Genomic DNA, 19603 nt, shown 5'->3' on the forward strand with positions numbered 1-19603 from the left:
CATCGCATCGGCACTCGCGCTGGGCGCCCTGTTGTCGAGCATCGACATCCCGCCGGACCACCCGATCAGCCGATTCGTGTTCCGCGGCAGCGCGAGCGACGCGCGCCAACTGCTCGCCACGGTGACCAGCACGATGATCACCGTGACGAGCCTCGTGTTCGTGCTCACGGTCGTCGCGCTGCAGATCGCTTCCACGCAGTTCTCGCCCCGGTTGCTGCGGTCCTTCCTGCGCGACAGCGGCACGCAGCTCGTGCTGTCGACGTTCGTGGGCACGGTGGCCTACAGCCTCGCGGGGTTGCACACCGTCGGCAGTCGGGTCGACAGCGGTGACGTGTTCGTGCCGCGGCTGGCCGTGTCGGGGTCGCTCGCGCTCGCGCTGATCAGCGTGGCGATGCTCGTCTACTACATCCAGCACATCACCAATGGCATCCGCATCGACACGATCATGAGCGACATCGCGACGGTGACGCTCCACGTCGTGCGGGCGACCATGCCACCCGGTGAGCAGGACCCCGCGCTGCACGAGCCGCCGCCGCGTCCGGCGGGCGCGGAGACATTGCTGGCCCCGTCATCGGGGTACGTCCGCCAGATCGTGTCCGCCGACGTCGCGGCGCTCGCCCGTGACGAGGGCCTCACCATCGTGTACACGGTCATGCCGGGCTTCCACGTGGTCCAGGGGCGCCCGATCGGTTGGCTCGCCGGCTCCAGCCGACTGTCGAGCCACCATCGGACCGCGTCGCGGGCGGTGGTGCTCGAGCAGGAACGCAAGATCGAGTTCGACATCGGGTTCGGCCTCCGCCAGCTGGTCGACATCGCAGGGCGCGGCCTTTCACCATCGCTCAACGACCCCTACTCGGCCGTCCAGGCGATCCACCACGCGACCGAGGTGCTGACCGAGATGGCGCGCCGCCACATCGAGCCGCTTCGCATCAGCGAACCTGACGGCACGGTCAGGGTGTTCGCGACCGAGATGGACCTGATCCTGCACCTGCAGATGGTGTGCGGGCACGTCCGCTGGTCGATGGCGCACCGCCCGAACGTGGCGCTCGCGCTGCTGCTGATGCTCCAGAACGTGCGCGGCGAGACCAACAACACCACGCGCATCGCTGCGGTCGAGCGCGAGATCGATCTGGTGATCGAGGAGGCGGAGCGGCTCGACTGGCACCCGGCCGAGCTCGCGCAGGTCCGCCAGGCCGCGTCGCGCGCCCGTGGCCGGGACCATACCGAGCACGCCTCCCAGCACCACTGGGTCGAGCAGCTCCGCCTGCGGGAGCGCGGGTCCGGCGGCGGTGGGTCACGCGACCGGTCGGCGGCGGACGGCTGACGCACGTGACGCGGGCGGGGCGACCGGCGAGCGGATGCTGACGCATCGACCGCGGGCGCACGAGGAAGGTCGGTCACGGGACGGCGCGCGACGGCGCGCGCCCGCGACCGTCACCAGGGCACGCGCTCGCCGTCCCGGAAGAACCCGCCGGTCGGCCCGTCGTCCGGAAGATCGACGGCCCACAAGACCGAGGCGGCGCCGTCGGCCACGGGGCGGCCCCCGCGTCCACCCATGTCGGTCGCCGTCCATCCCGGGCACACGGCGTTGACCAGGACGTCCTCGGCACGGAGCTCGTGGGCGAGCACCCGGGTCAGCGCATTGAGCGCCGCCTTGGAGACCGAGTACGCGGGTGTGCCACCGCCCATCGACGCCAGCGACCCGCTCTCGCTGGACACGTTTACCAGCCGCGGATGCGCGCTGCGTCGCAGCAACGGCAGGAACGCCTGGGCCGCCCGCCACGCGCCGAAGAGGTTGGTGTCCAGCGCCTCCTGGACGATCCGCAGGTCGGCGTCCACGCCGCGCTGAGCGGTGTCGTAGTGGATCGCCGCGTTGTTGATCAACACGTCGAGGTGGCCATGGGCGTTGGCCACGTGCCGCGCCGCCCGCGTGATGCTGGCTGGGTCCGCGACGTCCAGCGGCACGATCTCGACGCGGCCCGCGTTGTCGGCCAGCGCCGTCGCCACGTCACGGGCGCCCACGATGTTGCGGGCGCCCAGCAGCGCCGTGTCGCCGGCAGCCGACAGCTGCGCGACCAGTTCGCGTCCGATCCCGCGGTTGCCTCCGGTGACCAGCGCGATGCGTGCCATCATCGGCTCCAGACGTTCGACCCCACAGCCGCGCGTCTCGTCACGCGGTCCGCCGCGTGGAGGATGACATGTGCGTCCCCGGCATCCCAGTGACCGGCCCCGGCCGAGCGCCCTACGACCCGTGGCGGGATGGCCGATCGGGGCACCGCCACGGTGGTCACACGGCCGATCGCCTCCGGAGCGAAGAGCCTACATTGCGTTATCATGCCGGGCAGCCATCGGCTCTCTCAACTATGCCTGCATCCACGTTTCCCATTGGAGCGACCCATGACGATGACGCCGACCACCGACGGTGATGCCGTGGGGCCGGTGACCTCCGCGAGCGACGTCACAGGGCCGCCCGACGACAGCGACCGGACGCGCACCCTGCTGCTGGTCGTGGGCTCCGGGCGCAGTGGCACCAGCGTGCTCGCAGGCCTGCTGTCGCGGCTGCGGTTCCACGTCCCGCAGCCCGAGGTCGTTCCCGATGTGACCAACCCGAGGGGCTTCGGCGAGCCGCAGTGGGTCGTCGAGTTCCACACGCGGGTCCTGCGGTCCGCCAAGGTGCAGGTGACGGATGCACGCCCCGGCGCGTGGGCGCTCGCGGGTCGTCGTTCCTACGAGCAGCGCGACCGCGACACGCTGCGCAAGTGGCTGTCGCACGAGTTCTCCCAGGCCGACAACGTGCTGATCAAGGACCCGCGGCTGCTGTGGTTCGTGCCGCTGTGGCGCACGGTCGGCGAGGACCTGGGCGCCAAGGTGCGGTTCGTCACGATGCTGCGCCACCCGGCGGAGGTCGTGAAGAGCAAGGAGACCTGGTACGACGCGATGTCGAACCCGGCCAACCGGCTGGCGGGCTGGGTCAACACCATGCTCTACACCGAGAGGTCGACCCGTGACGACAAGCGGTCGTACGTGCTGTTCGAGGACCTGCTCGAGGACTGGACGCTCAGCGTCGCACGCGCAGGCAAGGAACTCGACCTCGACGTCCTCAACAAGGCCCGCACGCAGGAGATGCGCGATGCCAGCGAGGTCATCGACCGTAAGCTGCACCGCTCGAAGGCATCGCTGAAGGACATCCCGGCGCCCGATGAGCTGCGCAACTTCGCGCAGCGCGTCTGGGACGAACTGGTGCTCCTGGCCGATCAGCACACCAATGACGTGACGGCGGTCCAGCGGCGGCTCGACGAGATCCGCGAGGACTACATCGAGTACTACGAGCAGATCGAGGCGGTCGCCTACTCGTCGATCCTGGCGGCGCACCGCTACGGCCTGCGTCGCGCCTTGCGCCGCACGCAGGAGCAGGACGCCGCGCTGATGATGCGCGCCGTGCGCAAGATCCCGCCGTCGTGGCGGGACATGATCCCGCTGAGCGTGCGACGTCGGATCCTGCGGACCGTCCGTTCGATCATCAACTGACGCAGTGGTACGCAGCGAAGCGGTCTCCAACATCGAAGGGCACACGTCCTTCGATGTCGAATGGAGCCGAGAACAGGGCAAGCTGCGGCCGGGCTTCACGGCGGTGCTGCGCGTCAAGGACGAGTCGCGCAACCTGCCGCACGTGCTACCGGGCCTGCTGCGCGCGGTCGACTCGGTCATCGTCGTCGACAACGGCTCGACCGACGGCACCCCGGAGATCGCCCGCACGGTCGGCGAGCGGATGGGGGCGTCGGACCGGCTGACGGTCACGGAGTACCCGTTCCGGGTGTCGCGGTGCGGTACCGAGCACCTGCACACGCACCCGGAGTCGGTGCACAGCCTGACCTACTTCTACAACTGGTCGTTCTCGCACGTCGACACGCGCTACGCGCTCAAATGGGACGGCGACATGGTGCTCAGCCACGAGGGTGAGCGGACGATCCGCGACCTGTCGTGGCAGCTCGAGGCGTTCGAGACGGTCATCGTGATCCCGCGCCACTCGCTGTACCTCGCATCGGACCGGCTGGCCTTCATGGACACCGGGTGGCGCAACCGCGAGCAGTGGGCGTGGCCGAACCGGCCGGGCTTCTCGTTCGGCAAGGGCTTCGAGTGGGAGATCCCGCTCCAGCCGGGCAAGTTCAAGTACACACACCTGCCGCAGTTCATGGTGTTCGAGCTGAAGTGGCTCGACCTCGACGAGTTCGACCACTGGTCGCCGCACACCTTCGAGCAGAGTGTCCGCACCGGCCGCAAGGGCCGCGAGATGGACGTGTTCGCCCGCTTGCAGGAGGGTGACGTCGACGGCGACCTCGTGCGCGTCGAGAGCGACGGCGACGAACACGTCGTCGACGTGGTCCGCCGCAGGTCGGTGGCGGAGTGGGACAGGCTCGTCGTCGGGGCGGGGGTCCCGGCCAGAGGTGTGATGTGACGACGGTCAGCCCGCGTCACGAGCGGAACCTCGAGGGCATCGAGGACTACGACATCGCCTGGCGATGGTCCGACCGCCAGCGGTCGACCGGGATGACGGCCGTGATGCGCGTCAAGAACGAGGCGCGCAGCCTGCCCTGGGTGCTGCCTGGCCTGTTGCGGTCTGTCGAGCGGATCGTGTTGATCGACAACGAATCGACGGACGGCACGCCGGACGTGGCCGAGCGGATCGCCAAGGAACTCGACCGCGCCGACCGCCTGGACGTGTTCAGCTACCCGTTCGCGGTCTCGCGGTGCGGCAGCGAGCACCTGCACACACCCGCCGACTCGGTGCACAGCCTGACCTACTTCTACAACTGGTCGTTCTCGCACGTCGACACCCACTACGCGCTCAAGTGGGACGGCGACATGGTGCTGACCTACGAAGGTGAGCGCATCCTGCGCGACCTGTCATGGCAGTTCGAGGCAGCCGACGCGGTGATGCCGATCCCCCGCATCCCCGTCTACATCGAGTCGGCCGACGTCGCGTACCTCGACCTCGGCATCGAGCACTTCGAGCCGTGCGGCTGGCCGAACACGCCGCGGTACCGGTTCGCGAAGGGCTTCGAGTGGGAGGTGCCGGTGCGTCCGGACAACGTGCCGGTGCGCATCATGCCGGGCAACATCTGCTTCGAGATGAAGTGGCTCGACGGTGACGAGTTCGCCAACTGGACGGGCAATGACTTCGTGACCAGCGAGCGCGCCAGCCGCAAGCAGCGCGACTGGCGGCTGTTCACGGCGCTCAACAACGGCGAGCAGCCCGACGAGCTCGAGCGCATCGAGCGCGGCTCGGCGCCGCACGTCATCGAGAAGATCCGCGCCACCCGACGCGCGGAGTACGAGACGATGACGGGCTCGTTCTGGGATCGCGTGGGGCTGAGCGACCGGTTCTGACCCGTCGCCGCGGGGCGTCAGCTGCCGGTGGTCGCCTCCGCCTCGTCACCGGCCAGGCCATTGGCGGCGCCGTTGCGCCCCGCGGCGTCCTGTGCGTCGGCAGCGCCAGCGCCCGTGTCGGTGCGCGGTGTCCGCTCCTCGATCTTGTGGCCGTCGGCCAGCCGCTCGTAGATGTCGTAGTCCTCCGCCAGGTGCTCGCGCAGACGCGCGCGCGTGCCGGCGCGCAGCTCGAGATCCGTCCCCGGCGACACGTTCAGCTGATCCAGCGAGATCCGCCGTCCGAGGCGATCGGACATGTACACCACGAACCTCGGCAGCTCTTCGTACCGGAAGATGCGGTCGACGGCCACCGTGTACTTCGGTGACCGCACGAACCGTGACTGCTGACCAATGGACGTCGCGTACCGCTCGTGGCCCTCGATGTAGGCGTTGCAGAAGTCGTCGAACGGGATGTCGCCGGTGTAGTTGCGGGCGCGGCCGGCCTGGGCCAGCTCCTTGCGGCCCCGGTACCGCCACCAGCTGTGCATCCAGCTGACCGGCTCCCGGAACACGCACACCACGTCGTAGCTGTCCGGCTGGAACCCGGCGCGTCGCAGCAGCGGCAGGATCGACCGCGAGAAGCCACCGTAGTTCATGTGCTTGAGCCCGGGGTGGTTGCGGGTGACGACGAGGCCGTCCTCCTGCAGTTCCTCTTCGATGGCGGTCGACGCGCACTTGGTCATCGCCAGGAACACAAAGCCGTGTTGTGGCGCAGCAATCACTACAGTTCTCCCGGAAAACGGGGCGAGGAGTGTTCGAGCCTCAACCTAGCAGATCCCGAGGAGGTGCCCCGAGGCCGCCACGTGGGCGCACACGTCCCGACGGACGCGTGCCGGCACGGGTACCACGCCGGTCTGCGGGTATGCCGTCGGTGATGCAACGAGGTCAGGCACCGGTGGCACGCGATCCTTCACGTCGACCGTCGGGGCTGCCGGACGACATCGACCCGGCACGGTACCGCCACACCCTGGAGCGGTTGCTCGGCGTACCCGCCGGCGATGGCAACGCGATCGACATCCTGCGCAACGGCGACCAGATCTTCCCGGCGATGCTCGAGGCCATCCGTGCGGCGCACACGTGGGTGGACATGCTGACCTACTCGTGGTGGAGCGGGGACATCACCCGCACCTTCGCCGACGCGCTGGCCGAGCGCGCCCGCGCCGGCGTGCGCGTGCGCCTGATGGTCGACGCGTTGGGCGGCCGGGGCCTGGACCGCGAGATGATCGCGGGCCTGCGTGACGCCGGTGTGCTCGTGCACCTGTTCCGGCCCTACACGAGCCTGAAGATCTGGAACCTCAACCTGCGCAGCCACCGACGGGTGCTGGTGTGCGACGACGAGGTCGCGTTCACCGGCGGCGTCGGCATCGCGCAGGAGTGGGTCGGCGACGCCCGCGATGCCGGCGAATGGCGGGACACCCACTTCCGCATCCGCGGTCCCGCGATCGACGCCGTGCACGCCGCGTTCCTCGGCAACTGGCTGCAGACCACCTACCCCCTGCTCGACGACCGCGACGACTTCCCTCGCCGTCGGGCCGTCGGCGACACACCGGTGCAGACGCTGCGCGCAACATCCGAGGTCGGCTGGAATGACATCGCGCTGGCGCTGCACGGCATGCTGTGCATCGCCCAGGACCGCGTGCGCATCACGAGCGCCTACTTCCGGCCACCGCAGCACTTCGTGGATCTGCTGTGCGCGACGGCGTCGCGGGGCGTCACCGTCGACGTGCTCACCCCGGGTCCCCACACCGAGCCCCTGCCGGCGGCCCGGTGGATGAGCCAGCACTACTACGACGAGTTGCTCGCCGGCGGGGTGCGGATCTTCAACTACCAGCGGTCGATGATGCACGCGAAGGTCGTGACCGTCGACGGTGTGACCGCCATGGTGGGCACGGCCAACTTCGATTCGCGATCGATCGCACTGAACGAGCAGGTGGCCCTGATCCTGCACGACGCGGACCTGACGGCAACGCTCGACGCGCACTTCGACGACGACCTGGTGCTCAGCGAACGCATCGACCCGCGCCGCTGGGCGCGACGACCACTGCGCCAGCGTGCACGCGAGCGCGCCGCCCACCTGGCCGCCTACGGCATCCGGGCCGCCGGCGCGGCCCGCTGACAGCGTCCGGCCCCGACCGCCGCCGGTCGGTCGTCCGCGCCCGCGGCCGTCCGCGCCCGCCCGCGAGCTCTCAGCCGACGGCCGCCCGAGGCCCCACCCCGTCATACTGGATCGTGTGGAACCCCTGTTCACCGTCGACGAGGCGCGGTCGGTGCTCACCGACGGCCGTGAGGCGATCGACCGCTTCGTGCAGCAGCGGGCCGAGTTCGCCGAGCTGCATTGGGCGCTGGAGCACGAGCGCGCCACCGCTGCGGGCGGCATCGCCGAGCTCAAGGCACTCGAGGCGCGGCTCGACACGCACCTGGCGACGTTCCGCGATCGCGGCGTGCAGATCAAGGGCTTCGCGCCGCTGCTGCTCGACTTCCCCGCGATGCTCGACGACCGCAGCGTGCTGCTGTGCTGGCTGGAGGGCGAGCCCGAGCTGGCGTGGTACCACCGCACGGAGCTCGGGCTGATGGGACGCCGCCGCCTCTGAGGCTTCAGCTCGGTCGGGCATCACCTCCCAACCCCGAGGACTTCCACCCCGGAAACAGTCGCCATGCCGGGCGTACACATGCGAAGCCCCGCCGGTCGGCGGGGCTTCGTGATCCTGCGGGCGCGGAACGACCGCGCGGGATGTCCGGGTGCTACAGGACCTGCACGTCGCTGGCCTGCGGACCCTTCTGGCCCTCGGTCACCGTGTAGGTCACACGCTGCCCGTCGTCGAGGCTCTTGTAGCCCGAGCCCTGGATTGATGAGAAGTGGACGAACAGGTCGCTGCCGCCGTCATTGGGGCTGATGAAGCCGTAGCCCTTGTCGGCGTTGAACCACTTCACGGTACCTTCTGGCATGCTCATTCCTATCGAAACCGCACGCATGCCGGGTTACTGCGTTGCAGAGATGGGATGGCCCCGGGTGTGGCGTGCGTGTGCACCACCGTAGCCTCCCACGCCCGACGGTGCGCTGGCTGTCCACAGCGACGGCACCCGGCGTTCCGTCAAGCGGGCGCGCTCACGGGTCCTGGCCGTCGGTCGCGCCGTCCGGATCGCCCACGTCCGCGATGAACGCTCCGACCTCGCGCACGAAGCGGTCGAACCGGTCGGCGGCGATGTGGTGCCCGCTGCCGGGGAAATGGACGTGCCGGCCGTCCCGCCAGTGGCCGGTCAGCGGGGTCGCGTCGACCTCGCCACCGGCGCCGGGCAGCATCGGTCGCGCCGTCAGCAGCAGGATCGGACAGTCGATCGCGGCGACCGCGTCGGGCGACGCCGCCAGTGACGCGCCGTCCGGATCGAGGTGACGGTACACGTCCAGATCGAACCGGGACTGGCCCTCGACGAACGTGACGTAGTCGACCTCGTGCCAGTCGACGTCCACACCCGGCGGCAGGAGCGTCAGCCCGGCGCGCATGCGCTGGTTGTGGGTCTGGGTGGGCAGTGCCCGCAGTGTCGCGAAGATCGGCGCCAGCCACGGCGGTGGCGCATCGACGTCGATCACAGGCGACGGCATCGGGACGAGCACGGGGTCGACCAGCACGACGCCCCGCATCCGGCCGCGGGCGGCCAGGAACCCCGCGACCTCGGCGCCGAGGGAGTGGCCGACCACGACCGGGCATTCGACGTCGGCGGCGTCGAGCACCGTGGTCACATCGTCGACGTGCACGCCGGTCGACGCGGTCGTGTGCACGCGGCCGGAACGGCCATGGCCGCGCAGGTCGGGCATCACCACCCGGTGGCTTGGAGCGAGCGCCTGCGCCGTGCGCAGCCACGACAGCCCGTCGACCTGCAGTCCGTGCAGCAGCACGACCGGCGCGCCGTCGCCGCCGGTGTCGGTCCAGTGCAGTTCGGTTCCGTCGGCCGCGGTGGTGGTCGCGGTGCGCCATCCCTCGGGCACCAGATCCACGAGCGGCCGGAACGTCGCGACCGTCTCGGCCTCCAGCTTGGGCATGATGGTCGTTCCTCGGTCGTTGTCGCGGGGCACGGTGTGTGCAGACGCCGGCGAACCGACGCGTTTGGCACGCTGGAGTCTCCAGGCTCCGGAAGGTCAAGAGGGACGTGACGACACATCTTGTGGGCGTCGGTGTCGGCGAGACCGACCAACTCCGATGCATGGCTCGAGCTTCGCCGAACTGCTGGCCGACGGAGGTTGCGCGAGGCCTGCGGCAGCGCAACGCGGGGCACGGGGCCGATGGGTCGCGGGCGACCGCGCGGGACGTTCGGGGCGGTACCGCACCACGCGTTCGACCGGCTCGTCGAGGCGCTCCGGGCGCGCCGGTCATGAGCGTAGCACTCGGATGTCGTCGTCGACGTCTTTCCGCGTCGCCTACACGAACGGCGCACCCCGAGACCTTCTGTCAGTGATGTCGGGAGCACGTTGATGGACGAGGAGGAGGGCTATGAACGGTTCTTCGACTCGCACTACGACGCGGTGCGCCGCGCGGTGACGCTGGCGACCGGTGACACGGGCACGGCCGAGGACGCCACGGCTGAGGCCTTCGCCCGTGCGTACCGACGCTGGGCACGGGTGTCGGGGATGGACGACCCGCGCGCATGGGTGTACGTCGTCGCGATGAACGTGGCGCGGCGCACCTACCGGCGGCGGCGCCTGGTGCCGTGGGGCGACCGGGACCGGCGTAGCAGTGTCGACGTCGCCGGCGAGGCCACCGACACGGCGGCCACCACGATCCTGCTCGCCGGGCTGACCGACCGCCAGCGCAGCGCCGTCGTGCTGCGCTACCTGGCTGATCTGCCCTACGCGGACGTTGGACGCGCGATGGGGTGCGCGGAGTCGACCGCCCGCGCGACCGTGCACCAGGCGCTGACGCGCCTGCGAGCCGAGGTGACGGAGGCGACCGATGGATCGTGACGAGCTGCGTGCGAGGCTGCAGCGGGCGGCGGCCGCGCTGCCCGACGGGCCCGACGACGCCCGGGGAGGCGTCGGACGACGGGTGCGCCGGCACCGCCAGACGGCATCGCTGACCATCCTCGCGGCCGTGCTGGCGCTCGCCCTGGCGGGCACGGTGCTCGTGCTGCCCGGATCGCAGGACGGCGCGGTCGAGTTCGCCGACTCGGTCCAGCCGTCATCGGCGCCGTCCGACGCCGCCGCCGTCACCGATCCGGCGGTCACCGACGACACGGAGACCGCCACGGCGCAGGGCGTGGCCATGCCGTGCCGTCCGGTCGACGCGCCGCCACAGGACGGGGCGCAACTGGCGCGGGTGTACGTGCCGTGCGGGTCGTCGCAGGTCGGGTCCGCGCCCACCGTGGCCGTGCAGTACCGGTGGGTCGACGACCGCTCCCCCACCGCGCTCGTCGGTGCCGTGTTCGACTGCCCCGACGACGCCGAGCGCCGAGCGGGGCGGGTGTGCCTGCTCGACGACCCCGGTCAGAAGCCGGTGTCCGACGTGACGGTCTCCGGCGACGTCGCGCAGGTGACGTTGACCGACGCCATCCGCGAACTGGCGGAGACTGGCGGGACGGAGCAGATGTTCGACGCCCTGCGCGCGACGATCTTCGCCAACCTGCCCGACGTGGACCGCATCGACTACGCGCTGGCCGACGCGGGTGCGGGTGGCATCTGCGAGCTCGTCGGTGCCGCCGACGGCTGCGAGGTCGCCACCCGGGACGACTGGGCCAGCCGACCGGACGGATGGCGCCAGGCGTCGGCCGCCGAGCCACTACAGGTCGGCACGTTCGGTGGGACGCGACCCACCGGGCCGGTGCAGGTCGACGACGTGGTGGTCGAGACCGACGGCTGGAACGGCAGCGAGGTGCGGGCGCTCGACGCCGGGACCGGCGAGGAGCGCTGGACCCACACGCTGGAGGGGCCGACCAACGACGCGTACGTCGCCGGACAGCACCCCGACGGGCTCGTGCTGGTCGCGCCGTCGATCGGCGACGTGACCGCGCTCGACGCCTCCACGGGCGAAGTGATGTGGATGTGGTACGAGAAGCCCAAGGACATCGCGCCCGGTCCCCCGGCGGTCGCCGACGGCGTCGTCTACTTCCTCGGCAGCTTCACCAACGAGGGCAACGACCGGGCGCCGGTGGTCACGGCCGTCGATGGCCAGAGCGGTCGGATCCTGTGGGAGACCGAGCTGCAGTCGGGCACCGAACTGCAGTGGTCACCCCCGACCGTCGCCGGTGATCTGGTGCTGGTCTCCGACACGACCGGCACGGAGGGTGGCGAGGCGCACCTGACGGCGCTGCGGCGCGACGACGGCGAGTTCGCCTGGACGGTGCCGTACGCCCGTGGACAGCAGGGCTTCCACAGCGTGCAGCCACTGGTGACCGACGGCGTCGCGGTCGCGGCCAACGGCACGTTGCTGTACGGCATCGACGTGGCCCAGGGACGGCAGCTGTGGCGTCGGCAGGCCGGCAGCGTCGCCATGCTGTTCGGCGTGACCGACGGCGGCGTCCTGGCCGACGCCGGGCGCGGCCTGGAGGTGATCGACGCGGTGACCGGCAGGGGCCGACGTCCATGACCGGCGGCGTCGGTATGGCAACGTTGCCGGCGCCGACTCCCAACGCGGCGTACGATGCGGCGATCTCATGGCTGACGACGCACACGACCTGCCTGCCGACCTGCCACAACCGGTCGACGACGGCGCCGCCGACCATCTCGACGGCGCGGCGCTGCCTGCCACGCGGCTGCTGGCGACCGACGGATCGCACGTCGACCTGACGCAGGTGGGGGCAGGGTGGACGGTGCTGTACGTCTACCCGCGCACCGGGGTGCCCGGGCAGGCGCTGCCCACCGGGTGGGATCGGATCCCCGGCGCACGCGGCTGCACGCCCCAGTCCTGCAGCTTCCGCGACGTCCACGGCGAGCTGACCGAACTGGGCGCGACCGTGTTCGGTCTGAGCACGCAGGCTCACGACGAACAGGTCGCGTTCGCGGAGCGCGAGCACATCCCGTTCCTGTTGCTGAGCGACCCCGACCGGGCGGTGGGCGCCGCGCTGCGTCTGCCGACGTTCGAGGCCGATGGAATCGTCGCCTACAAGCGCCTCACGCTGATCGCCCGCGACGGGCTGATCGCCCACGTCCGCTACCCGGTGTTCCCGCCGGAGGACGACGGCGACCAGGTCGTCGCGTGGCTGCACCGCGCCGCCGGCGCCGACGCGTCGCCAGGTTGACCGCGGCGATCGGTGCGGCGCCCGCGCGGCGGGCGGACGTGGGGGTGCTCGACATGCGGCGACCTCGTCGGCGTCAGAGCGGCTCGACGTCGAACGGGCCGTCGAAGATGACCACGAACAGGCACGGCCCGTCACCCGCCGGTTCGTGACGCATGGGCTCGCCCGCTGGGAAGTGGCAGTAGCCGCCGGGACCGACCGTCTGGTCATTGACGGCCAGCCGTCCGTCCAGGACGACGATCGTGTGGGCCGCCGTGTGGCGATGCGGCTGCGCGACGAGGCCCGCGGGGTAACGCACGAGGAAGTGCTCCACGCCGGAGGCGGGGTCCCGGTGGAGCGTCCGCAGGCCGATCGGACGGTCGTAGATCACGGGCTGCGAACTGTCGAGCTCGAGGCCGTGCACGTCGTCGACGATGATCATTCGCGGCGCCTTTCGTCGCGATCCAGGAGGCGCAGATGAACGGGTTTCGAGGAGATCACCGTGTGTGTCGGGCGCGGCGTTGCTCGTCGCTACAAGCGGTTCGTCCGACGGCGGGTCGCCAGGTGGCGCCACCACAGTGGTGACGCCACGCGGTACGAGATCTACACGGTCTACGTCACGCGCAAGGACAACTACGCCGTGCACACCAAGGTGCGCGGTGACCTGTTGCCCGGTGGCGACGCGACGCTCGACGTCTACGCCAGCCTGGACGAGCTGACCGCCAACGTCCACCCGAGCTGGCCGAGATCGTCCGCGAAGCCGAGCAGGAGCCCGAGGTCGAGACCCTGGACATCTGACGCGCCAGGGGCGGGTGCCCGACCGTTCAGATGGCGCGTCGCCGCACCGTCTGGACGATGTCGACGCGGCGCAGGGCCCGCAGACCGGGCACCTGCGACAGCAGCGCCGCCACGACGATGCCGCCCGTCGCGCGCTGTCGCAGCGCCGTTCCGCGCCTACCATCGAGGCATGGCGTTCCTGGGCAATCTGCTGTGGCTGGTGCTCGCCGGATGGTGGGTGGCGCTGGCCTACGTCGTCGCCGGCGTGGTCAACATGATCACGATCATCGGGATCCCGTTCGGCATCCAGGCCTTCAAGCTCGCGGGCTATGCCCTGTGGCCATTCGGCCGCGTGGTCGTCACGACCGAGACCGGCTACGGCGCCCTGGCGATCATCGGCAACGTGATCTGGCTGGTGTTGACCGGCTGGGAGCTCGCGCTGGCGCATCTGATCGCCGGCGTCCTGCTGTGCCTGACGATCGTCGGGATCCCCTTGGGCATCGCCAGCTTCAAGATGACCTGGCTCGCGCTCGTGCCGTTCGGCAAGCGCGTCGTGCCCGAGGGTTCGATCAGCCGCGACGTCACCGTCGCCCATGGCGGTGTCCCCCAACGCGCCGCTGCGGCATAGCACCCGCGGTCCGTGAGGCCGAGTACAGATGCGCGAACAGAAGCGACAGCGAGGACTGACCCACCGTGGACAACGACGAAGCCCGACGACTGCTGCACGCCGAGCGCGAGCGCCTGCAGGAACTGCTCGGCGACAGCGCTGACGATGTGGTCGGTCAGCTCGACGCCGACGGCGGCGCCGGCGGCGCAGACGCCGCCAAGGAGATCGTCGACCGGGAGCTGGAGCGCTCGGAGCTGCGCCAGTTGCACGCCGAGTTGCAGGAGGTGGACGCGGCGCTCGCCCGCGTCGACGAGGGCACCTACGGCCTGTCGGAGGTCAGCGGCGAGCCGATCCCCGACGAGCGCCTGCGCGCGCAGCCGACCGCGACGCGGACCGTCGAGGAGCAGGAGGCCGCCGACAAGCTCGGCCGCGCAAGCAGCGCGAGCAACCCCGATCTCCGGAGCCGGCCGCGCTGACGGACGGCTCGGCCAGACGAGCGATGTATCCGTCGCCTCCGGCTGACGAGCGTTGAGCACACCATCCTCGCGGTACGGGTCGGCGCGGGCGGACCGGGCGCTAGGATCCAGCGACGCTGAGATCGAGGTCTGGAGCCATCACGACGACGCCGTTCCCGATCCGGCTCGATCACAGCCGAGTCGCGACAGGGATCACGCTGCATGCTGCTGACGACGTGCCCGCCGGGTTGGCGGCGCTCGGCCTCGACCCACCGCGACCGGTGATCGTGCTCGTCGGCGGGGCCGGCGGACTCGACGACGACGCCGGCGCGAACCTGCGCCGGCTGTTCAGCGATGGCCTCGTGGCGACCGCGGTGCGCGCAGGGGCCGTGGCGGTTGACGGTGGGACACGGTCAGGGGTCATGCGTCTGCTCGGTGAAGCGCATCACGCGGCCGGGGCGCGGACCCCGCTCGTCGGCGTCGCGGCGGTCGGCACCGTCGTCATCCCCGACATGCCGCAACCGAGCGAGGACGCGGCGCCCCTCGAGCCGCATCACACCCACTTCGTGCTCGTGCCCGGTGACGAATGGGGCGCGGAGGCACCGTGGATCAGCGACGTGGCCACCGCGCTCGCCAGTGGTGTGCCGTCGGTCACCGTGCTCGTCAACGGCGGCGAGATCGCGTACGACGATATCGCCCGCAGCATTGACGCTGGCCGCCCCGTGCTCACCGTCGCGGGCACGGGCCGCACGGCCGACCAGTTGGCGGCGGCGCTCAGGGGCGAGGACGCCGATCCGCGTGCCGTCACATTGGCCCGGTCCGGGATGGTGCGTGCCGTGCCGCTCGACGATCCGCGGGCAGTCGGGCAGATGCTCGCCGGTCTGCTCGATGCTGGCGCGCCGTAGCGACCATGGGCGATCTGCATCCGCTCAGCCCGGATCATGGCGGCCGACGTGCTCGACAGGCCACCGCCGGCCCCGTGCGGCGACGCAGCGGTCTCTGAGCCGCGTCGCCGTGACATCGGAGCAGTTGCCTCCGTACGTGTCCAGGTTGGCGCGGAAGAAGCGGGTGGGGGCGTTGTCGCGGACCACGGCGCCGGGAGCGTACTTCTTCGGCAGGCCCGACGGATGCCCGATGACGTGCACCGCAGCGTTGTCCGGAACCTTCCCGAAGCGCACGTTGGCGAGGGACGCGTCGTTGACGCAGTGCGCCGCCGTCGCGACCAGACTGGGGTCGACGAGGAAGCCCGTGCAGAACGCGATGGTCGGCTGCTCACGGAACGGCTCGGTGGAGCACAGATCGCGGTCGTCGCCGAACGTCGGTCCCGAGAGCGTCGAGGTGCCGTCGCCGTTGTCGGTGATGGATCCGGCGGACACCAGCGTGACGACGCGGTGGTCGACCTGCGCTGTTCGTACGTCCGACGCCATTGCGCTCTCCTGCCTCGTTTCCGACAACCGCGGCCGTGTGACAGGCACCCGGCCCACGGCGCTGCCACCGGTCAGAACGGCAACCGACCGCGTAGATACGCCGCACGCGCCAGCGGGGCCGCAGCTGGGCGACCGCCGCGACCATTGACGTCGTCCCCGGGTGGCCCGGGCGAGGCCCTACTCGAGGTCCAGCACGAAGCTCGCGTCCGCGACGAACTCGGCGCGGACGCTCGCAGGATGGTCGCGCTGCCATCCGGAGATGCGCTCGCGTATCTGACGCAGATGCTGTCGGTCGGTCGAGTCGGCCCCGTCGGTGGAGGCGGTCACCCAGATCGTGAAGGGATCGCCGACCTGCGGCGTCGGAGCGGTCGACGGCCCCTCGCCAACGCGTGATCCGATGATGGCGTCGATGACCCGGTTGTCGGGGTTGTGATGCGAGCCGTCCGACGGGATGACGTAGTGGTCGGCTGTGATCCGCTCGTAGAACGTGTGATCGCTGTTGTGCTCCGAACCGTGATGAGGGACCTTGAGGACGTCGACGTGCAGCCCCGCGTCCTGCCTGAGCACGCCCTCCGCCTCGAGTGCGGTCACCACGTCGCCGCCGAACCCGTCGCCGGTGAGGAGCGCAGTACGCGCACCCTCACGTACCAGGAACATGATGGACGCGAGGTTCGGCACCGTCACGTTGGTCCGGTCGGCGAGCGCGGCAGCCTGGCCGGCCCGACGAGTGAAGAACACGTCTGCCATCGCGAGTCCGTGTCGATCGGCGTCCAGCAGCAGTGCGTCGACGGCCGCCCGGTTCTCGGCGACCCATGTCTCCCACTGGGTCTTCAGGGCCTCGAGCTGTTCACGCGTCGGGCCGAGGACCGTGAGAAGCGCATCACCGAGCGCCAGCGGTGCTCCGCCGGGCTCTGCGACCATCGATCCCCCACCGAACTCCGGGTTGCATGGGATGTCCAGTTGCCCGGGCTCCAACTGGCTGGCCAGCTCGATGCCCTGACTGATGCTGGTCGCGATCCCGCCACAGGACTCCGCCGCCTCACGGATCGCCCCGCTGTCCGACGCGGCGAGCACGACCGCGGCCCGCTGCAGCACCCGGATCGGGGCGCGTCCGTCCATGCCGGTCTGCGCTTCGAAGCCGTTGTGCCAGACCCGGGCGACGTCGGGAGGCCGCCACCGTGAAGGCTCCGGGAACGCGGAGTTGCCGATCGTGGCGTGGTAGTCGAACACCTTCCAGTCGATCAACAGTTCGAACAGGCCGAGGATGCCCGTGATGTGGTCGGCGTCGATGTGGGAGACGCACACCGCATCGAGCCCCTCACCCCGGCGGCGGAGGGCATCCAGACGCGGAAGGACGTTCTCGACGAATGCACCCTTGCGGCCGCCGTCGACCAGGAGGTGCCGACCGCCGCTGGACGCCAGGAACGCATCACCATCCGCGGCGTTGAAGAACTCGAGCTTCATGCGCGCGCTCCTCAGCCGCGGGGGAGCCCGCTGTACCAACGGGTCTCTTCGATGGCGGCCGCGGGATCGATCACGCCGAAGCCGGCGTCCTTGCGCCACTGGTAGTCCGCCCCGGCGAGCGGCCGGGACGTGCGACGCAGGATCCCGCTGATCTGTGGGGCGGTCAGCCGTGGCTCGATGGCGAGCATGAGGCCCACGACGCCGGCCACCAGAGGACTCGCCATGGACGTCCCGGTCATGGTGGTCCACCGGTCGGCTGGACCGCGGCGTGCGAATCCGTTCGCGGCGACGATGTCGGTCCCGGGCGCTGCGAGATCCGGCTTCGGCCGTCCGTCGCCGGTCGGCCCGTCGCTGCTGCTGTTGTTGATCATGCGGTTCGTGTCGTCGTAGTTCGTGACCGACACGACCCGCTGCCCGCACGCCAGCGAGCTGACAGTCGATTCGTCGCTGTGCGTGCGCGCCGAGAAGTAGGAGGGGAACCGCCACGCGTTGACGCTGGCGCCGATCGGCCCGAGGCGGCGCGGATCATCGCGTTCGATCCAGGCGTGGTACCGACCGTCACGGATGTGATGACCTTGCAGGCGGACGAGCCAGGTCCCCGCGCGCACGCCGACCACCTCGCCGCTCGACGCGAAGAATGGCGCGAGGAACACCGAGATCCGATTCATCCCGTTGGCCGGGTAGTACAGCTCGTTGTAGATGCTGAGCAGCGTGCCGTCGGTGAGCTGGTGGTTCTCGACGTGCTCGCCGCCGGTGATCGGGCCCACCCATGGCAGTCCCGGCGGTTTGACCGAGACCTCGACGCGGTCCTGCGACGAGTACCAGACCTCCATCTCGTTCTCGGACACGTCGGCGACCGTGTTGCCGACGACCTGCCACTCGAGGTCGGACACGAGTCCGGCGGCGGAGATGTGCCCCCGATGGTGGATCGGGCCCGTGACGAAGCTGGGGGCCGCGGCGTGCTCCGGGGACACATGACCGGCGTTGCCGGCTGCCACGCAGACGGCACGCCCCGGATATGACAGCGCCGCGTCGATCCACCGGCTGACAGCGCTCGTTCCGTCGTGCGCATGGCCGTTGGTCCCGAGGCTGATGTTGATCGACACGGGCAGCGGACGGTCCAGACCGCGCTCTCGGCCCATCTCGCCCGCCATGGCGAACAGGTAGTCGACGGCGTGCGCGAGGCGGGTCGAGTCGTAGAACGAGCGGCGGCGGTCCTCGGCGTCGGGATCGAGTGCCAGCAGCACGGCGGCGATCGGCGCGCGCCGGCACACGCCGTGCGCGCCGGCGGCGATGCTCGCGACGTGCGTCCCGTGCGACCCCGGCACCCGTTGGGACTGCGGCTCCAGCCGCCACGCCGGCAGACCACCCTGCCGCTCGGACGCGAGCGCGGCGTCGAGCTCGGGTTTGTGGAACTCGGCACCATAGTCCTGGATGCCCGGCGCCGAGGCGCCTCGTCGCACGGCGGGCGACACCCTGGCCGTGCCGGCCTGGTCCCAGATGCGCGCGAACCTCGTCCCGTGGTCGTCGACGAACTCGGGGTGCGAGAAGTCGAAACCTTCGACGTCGATGATCCCGATGAGGACGTCCTCGCCGTACCCGTGGACGTCGGCGTCGCCGAAGGCGCGCTCGGCGGACGGTGGAGCGGTCGACCGATCCACCGATCGGTCCGGTGTCGGAGCCGACAGCGGCTGCCCCGGCTCGATGTAGGCGACCTCGGGTCGCCGTTCGAGCGCCGCGACCTGATCGAGTGTCAGCTCAGCGGTCAGTTGGTCGTCTCGCCGCGCCGTCACGGCCCTGCCGCTGCGTGCGGCGACGGTCGAGTCGGTGATCACCGGCGACGCGGCGGCGTCCCGCAGGCGCACGAACACCGAGACCTCCACCTCCGGCACCGTTGGCGCACCGCGAGCGTGGACGGTGTCCCGTTCGTCCAACCCGGCCGCAGTCGTCAGCCGGACCCGGTCACCACGAACGGCTGGCGTCGTCCCGACCTGCGCGTCACTCAGCGCCCGCAGCGCCGCGGCGTGCTCGGCACGGATGACGTTGTGCCTCGTGCTGCCGGTCGCCATGAGTTGCAGCTTCGGATCGATGCGACGCACGGATCCGCGAACGTTCGGCGGTCTCATCACAGCTCCGGTCAGAGGCGGTGTGCGGCGCCACGCGCATCGACCCGATCATCGTGACGACCGCCCGCTGCGCCCCGCGCGTTGGTGTCGCTGAGGCGCACAGTATGGTCGCCACAT

Annotated in this window: 20 protein-coding genes; 12 read left to right on the top strand and 8 right to left on the bottom strand. The window is 70.6% G+C overall.

Annotation, left to right across the window (positions count from 1 at the left end; all coding sequences use genetic code 11):
• Window positions 1–1324: DUF2254 domain-containing protein (locus VFZ70_08215; protein HEX6255783.1), on the top strand; the 1324-nt coding region annotated here is incomplete at its 5' end.
• Between the two features lie 110 nt (window positions 1325–1434).
• On the opposite strand, the gene VFZ70_08220 is transcribed toward VFZ70_08215, so the two are convergent.
• Window positions 1435–2133 (bottom strand): SDR family NAD(P)-dependent oxidoreductase, encoded by a 699-nt coding sequence (locus VFZ70_08220; GenBank protein HEX6255784.1) that lies wholly within the window; start codon window positions 2131–2133, stop codon window positions 1435–1437.
• A gap of 264 nt (window positions 2134–2397) precedes the next feature.
• Here VFZ70_08220 and VFZ70_08225 point away from each other — a divergent pair, with 264 nt between their 5' ends.
• Genes VFZ70_08225 through VFZ70_08235 form a run of 3 tightly spaced genes read left to right on the top strand, consistent with a single transcriptional unit; the run spans window position 2398 to window position 5388 of the window.
• Window positions 2398–3528, top strand: a complete 1131-nt coding sequence (locus VFZ70_08225; protein ID HEX6255785.1) for a hypothetical protein — start codon at window positions 2398–2400, stop codon at window positions 3526–3528.
• A 4-nt stretch (window positions 3529–3532) separates the two neighbouring features.
• Window positions 3533–4456, top strand: coding sequence for a glycosyltransferase family 2 protein (locus tag VFZ70_08230; protein ID HEX6255786.1), 924 nt, complete (start codon window positions 3533–3535; stop codon window positions 4454–4456).
• Window positions 4453–5388 carry a hypothetical protein gene (locus tag VFZ70_08235; protein ID HEX6255787.1) on the top strand — a complete coding sequence of 312 codons (936 nt, stop codon included), beginning with the start codon at window positions 4453–4455 and terminating at the stop codon, window positions 5386–5388. Before VFZ70_08230 ends, VFZ70_08235 begins: the two co-directional genes overlap by 4 nt.
• Window positions 5389–5405: 17 nt before the next feature.
• On the opposite strand, the gene VFZ70_08240 is transcribed toward VFZ70_08235, so the two are convergent.
• A complete protein-coding gene (locus VFZ70_08240) occupies window positions 5406–6110 on the bottom strand; it encodes a hypothetical protein (protein ID HEX6255788.1) in 705 nt (234 codons plus the stop codon).
• A 212-nt stretch (window positions 6111–6322) separates the two neighbouring features.
• On the opposite strand from VFZ70_08240, the gene VFZ70_08245 reads away from it, so the two are divergent.
• The gene (locus VFZ70_08245) at window positions 6323–7543 is read left to right on the top strand and encodes a phospholipase D-like domain-containing protein (GenBank protein ID HEX6255789.1); all 1221 of its coding nucleotides are present in this window, start codon (window positions 6323–6325) and stop codon (window positions 7541–7543) included.
• Between the two features lie 115 nt (window positions 7544–7658).
• Complete coding sequence (locus VFZ70_08250; protein ID HEX6255790.1) at window positions 7659–8018, top strand: DUF2203 domain-containing protein; 360 nt, start codon at window positions 7659–7661, stop codon at window positions 8016–8018.
• Between the two features lie 151 nt (window positions 8019–8169).
• Here the strand turns inward: VFZ70_08250 and VFZ70_08255 are convergent, their stop codons facing one another.
• A complete protein-coding gene (locus VFZ70_08255; GenBank protein HEX6255791.1) occupies window positions 8170–8373 on the bottom strand; it encodes a cold-shock protein in 204 nt (67 codons plus the stop codon).
• Between the two features lie 160 nt (window positions 8374–8533).
• Window positions 8534–9466, bottom strand: a complete 933-nt coding sequence (locus VFZ70_08260) for an alpha/beta hydrolase (GenBank protein HEX6255792.1) — start codon at window positions 9464–9466, stop codon at window positions 8534–8536.
• Between the two features lie 429 nt (window positions 9467–9895).
• Between VFZ70_08260 and VFZ70_08265 the strand changes: the two genes are divergently transcribed.
• The 3 genes from VFZ70_08265 to VFZ70_08275 all read left to right on the top strand — a co-directional run bounded on the left by VFZ70_08265 (window position 9896) and on the right by VFZ70_08275 (window position 12654).
• Window positions 9896–10384, top strand: coding sequence for a sigma-70 family RNA polymerase sigma factor (locus tag VFZ70_08265; protein ID HEX6255793.1), 489 nt, complete (start codon window positions 9896–9898; stop codon window positions 10382–10384).
• Window positions 10374–12002: a PQQ-binding-like beta-propeller repeat protein gene (locus VFZ70_08270; GenBank protein HEX6255794.1), complete on the top strand. Its 1629-nt coding sequence runs from the start codon at window positions 10374–10376 to the stop codon at window positions 12000–12002. The genes VFZ70_08265 and VFZ70_08270 overlap by 11 nt, the downstream gene beginning before the upstream one ends.
• Before the next feature lie 67 nt (window positions 12003–12069).
• Entirely contained in the window at window positions 12070–12654 is a 585-nt protein-coding gene (locus VFZ70_08275; protein ID HEX6255795.1) for a peroxiredoxin, read from the top strand.
• Window positions 12655–12727: 73 nt separating this feature from the next.
• Here the strand turns inward: VFZ70_08275 and VFZ70_08280 are convergent, their stop codons facing one another.
• Window positions 12728–13072, bottom strand: coding sequence for a cupin domain-containing protein (locus VFZ70_08280; protein HEX6255796.1), 345 nt, complete (start codon window positions 13070–13072; stop codon window positions 12728–12730).
• Between the two features lie 525 nt (window positions 13073–13597).
• On the opposite strand from VFZ70_08280, the gene VFZ70_08285 reads away from it, so the two are divergent.
• From VFZ70_08285 to VFZ70_08295, 3 genes are all read left to right on the top strand, one after another.
• Window positions 13598–14035, top strand: a complete 438-nt coding sequence (locus tag VFZ70_08285; GenBank protein ID HEX6255797.1) for a YccF domain-containing protein — start codon at window positions 13598–13600, stop codon at window positions 14033–14035.
• 65 nt (window positions 14036–14100) lie between these two features.
• Complete coding sequence (locus tag VFZ70_08290; GenBank protein ID HEX6255798.1) at window positions 14101–14490, top strand: TraR/DksA C4-type zinc finger protein; 390 nt, start codon at window positions 14101–14103, stop codon at window positions 14488–14490.
• Window positions 14491–14705: 215 nt separating this feature from the next.
• Window positions 14706–15374 carry a hypothetical protein gene (locus VFZ70_08295; protein HEX6255799.1) on the top strand — a complete coding sequence of 223 codons (669 nt, stop codon included), beginning with the start codon at window positions 14706–14708 and terminating at the stop codon, window positions 15372–15374.
• A 24-nt stretch (window positions 15375–15398) separates the two neighbouring features.
• Here the strand turns inward: VFZ70_08295 and VFZ70_08300 are convergent, their stop codons facing one another.
• The 3 genes from VFZ70_08300 to VFZ70_08310 form a co-directional block, all read right to left on the bottom strand.
• Entirely contained in the window at window positions 15399–15896 is a 498-nt protein-coding gene (locus VFZ70_08300) for a trypsin-like serine protease (GenBank protein HEX6255800.1), read from the bottom strand.
• Window positions 15897–16073: 177 nt separating this feature from the next.
• Window positions 16074–17360, bottom strand: coding sequence for an MBL fold metallo-hydrolase (locus VFZ70_08305; GenBank protein HEX6255801.1), 1287 nt, complete (start codon window positions 17358–17360; stop codon window positions 16074–16076).
• An 11-nt stretch (window positions 17361–17371) separates the two neighbouring features.
• Window positions 17372–19459, bottom strand: coding sequence for a S8 family serine peptidase (locus VFZ70_08310; protein HEX6255802.1), 2088 nt, complete (start codon window positions 19457–19459; stop codon window positions 17372–17374).
• Window positions 19460–19603: the final 144 nt, after the last annotated feature.

The organism is Euzebyales bacterium (genome assembly GCA_036374135.1).
Classification (GTDB): domain Bacteria; phylum Actinomycetota; class Nitriliruptoria; order Euzebyales; family JAHELV01; genus JAHELV01.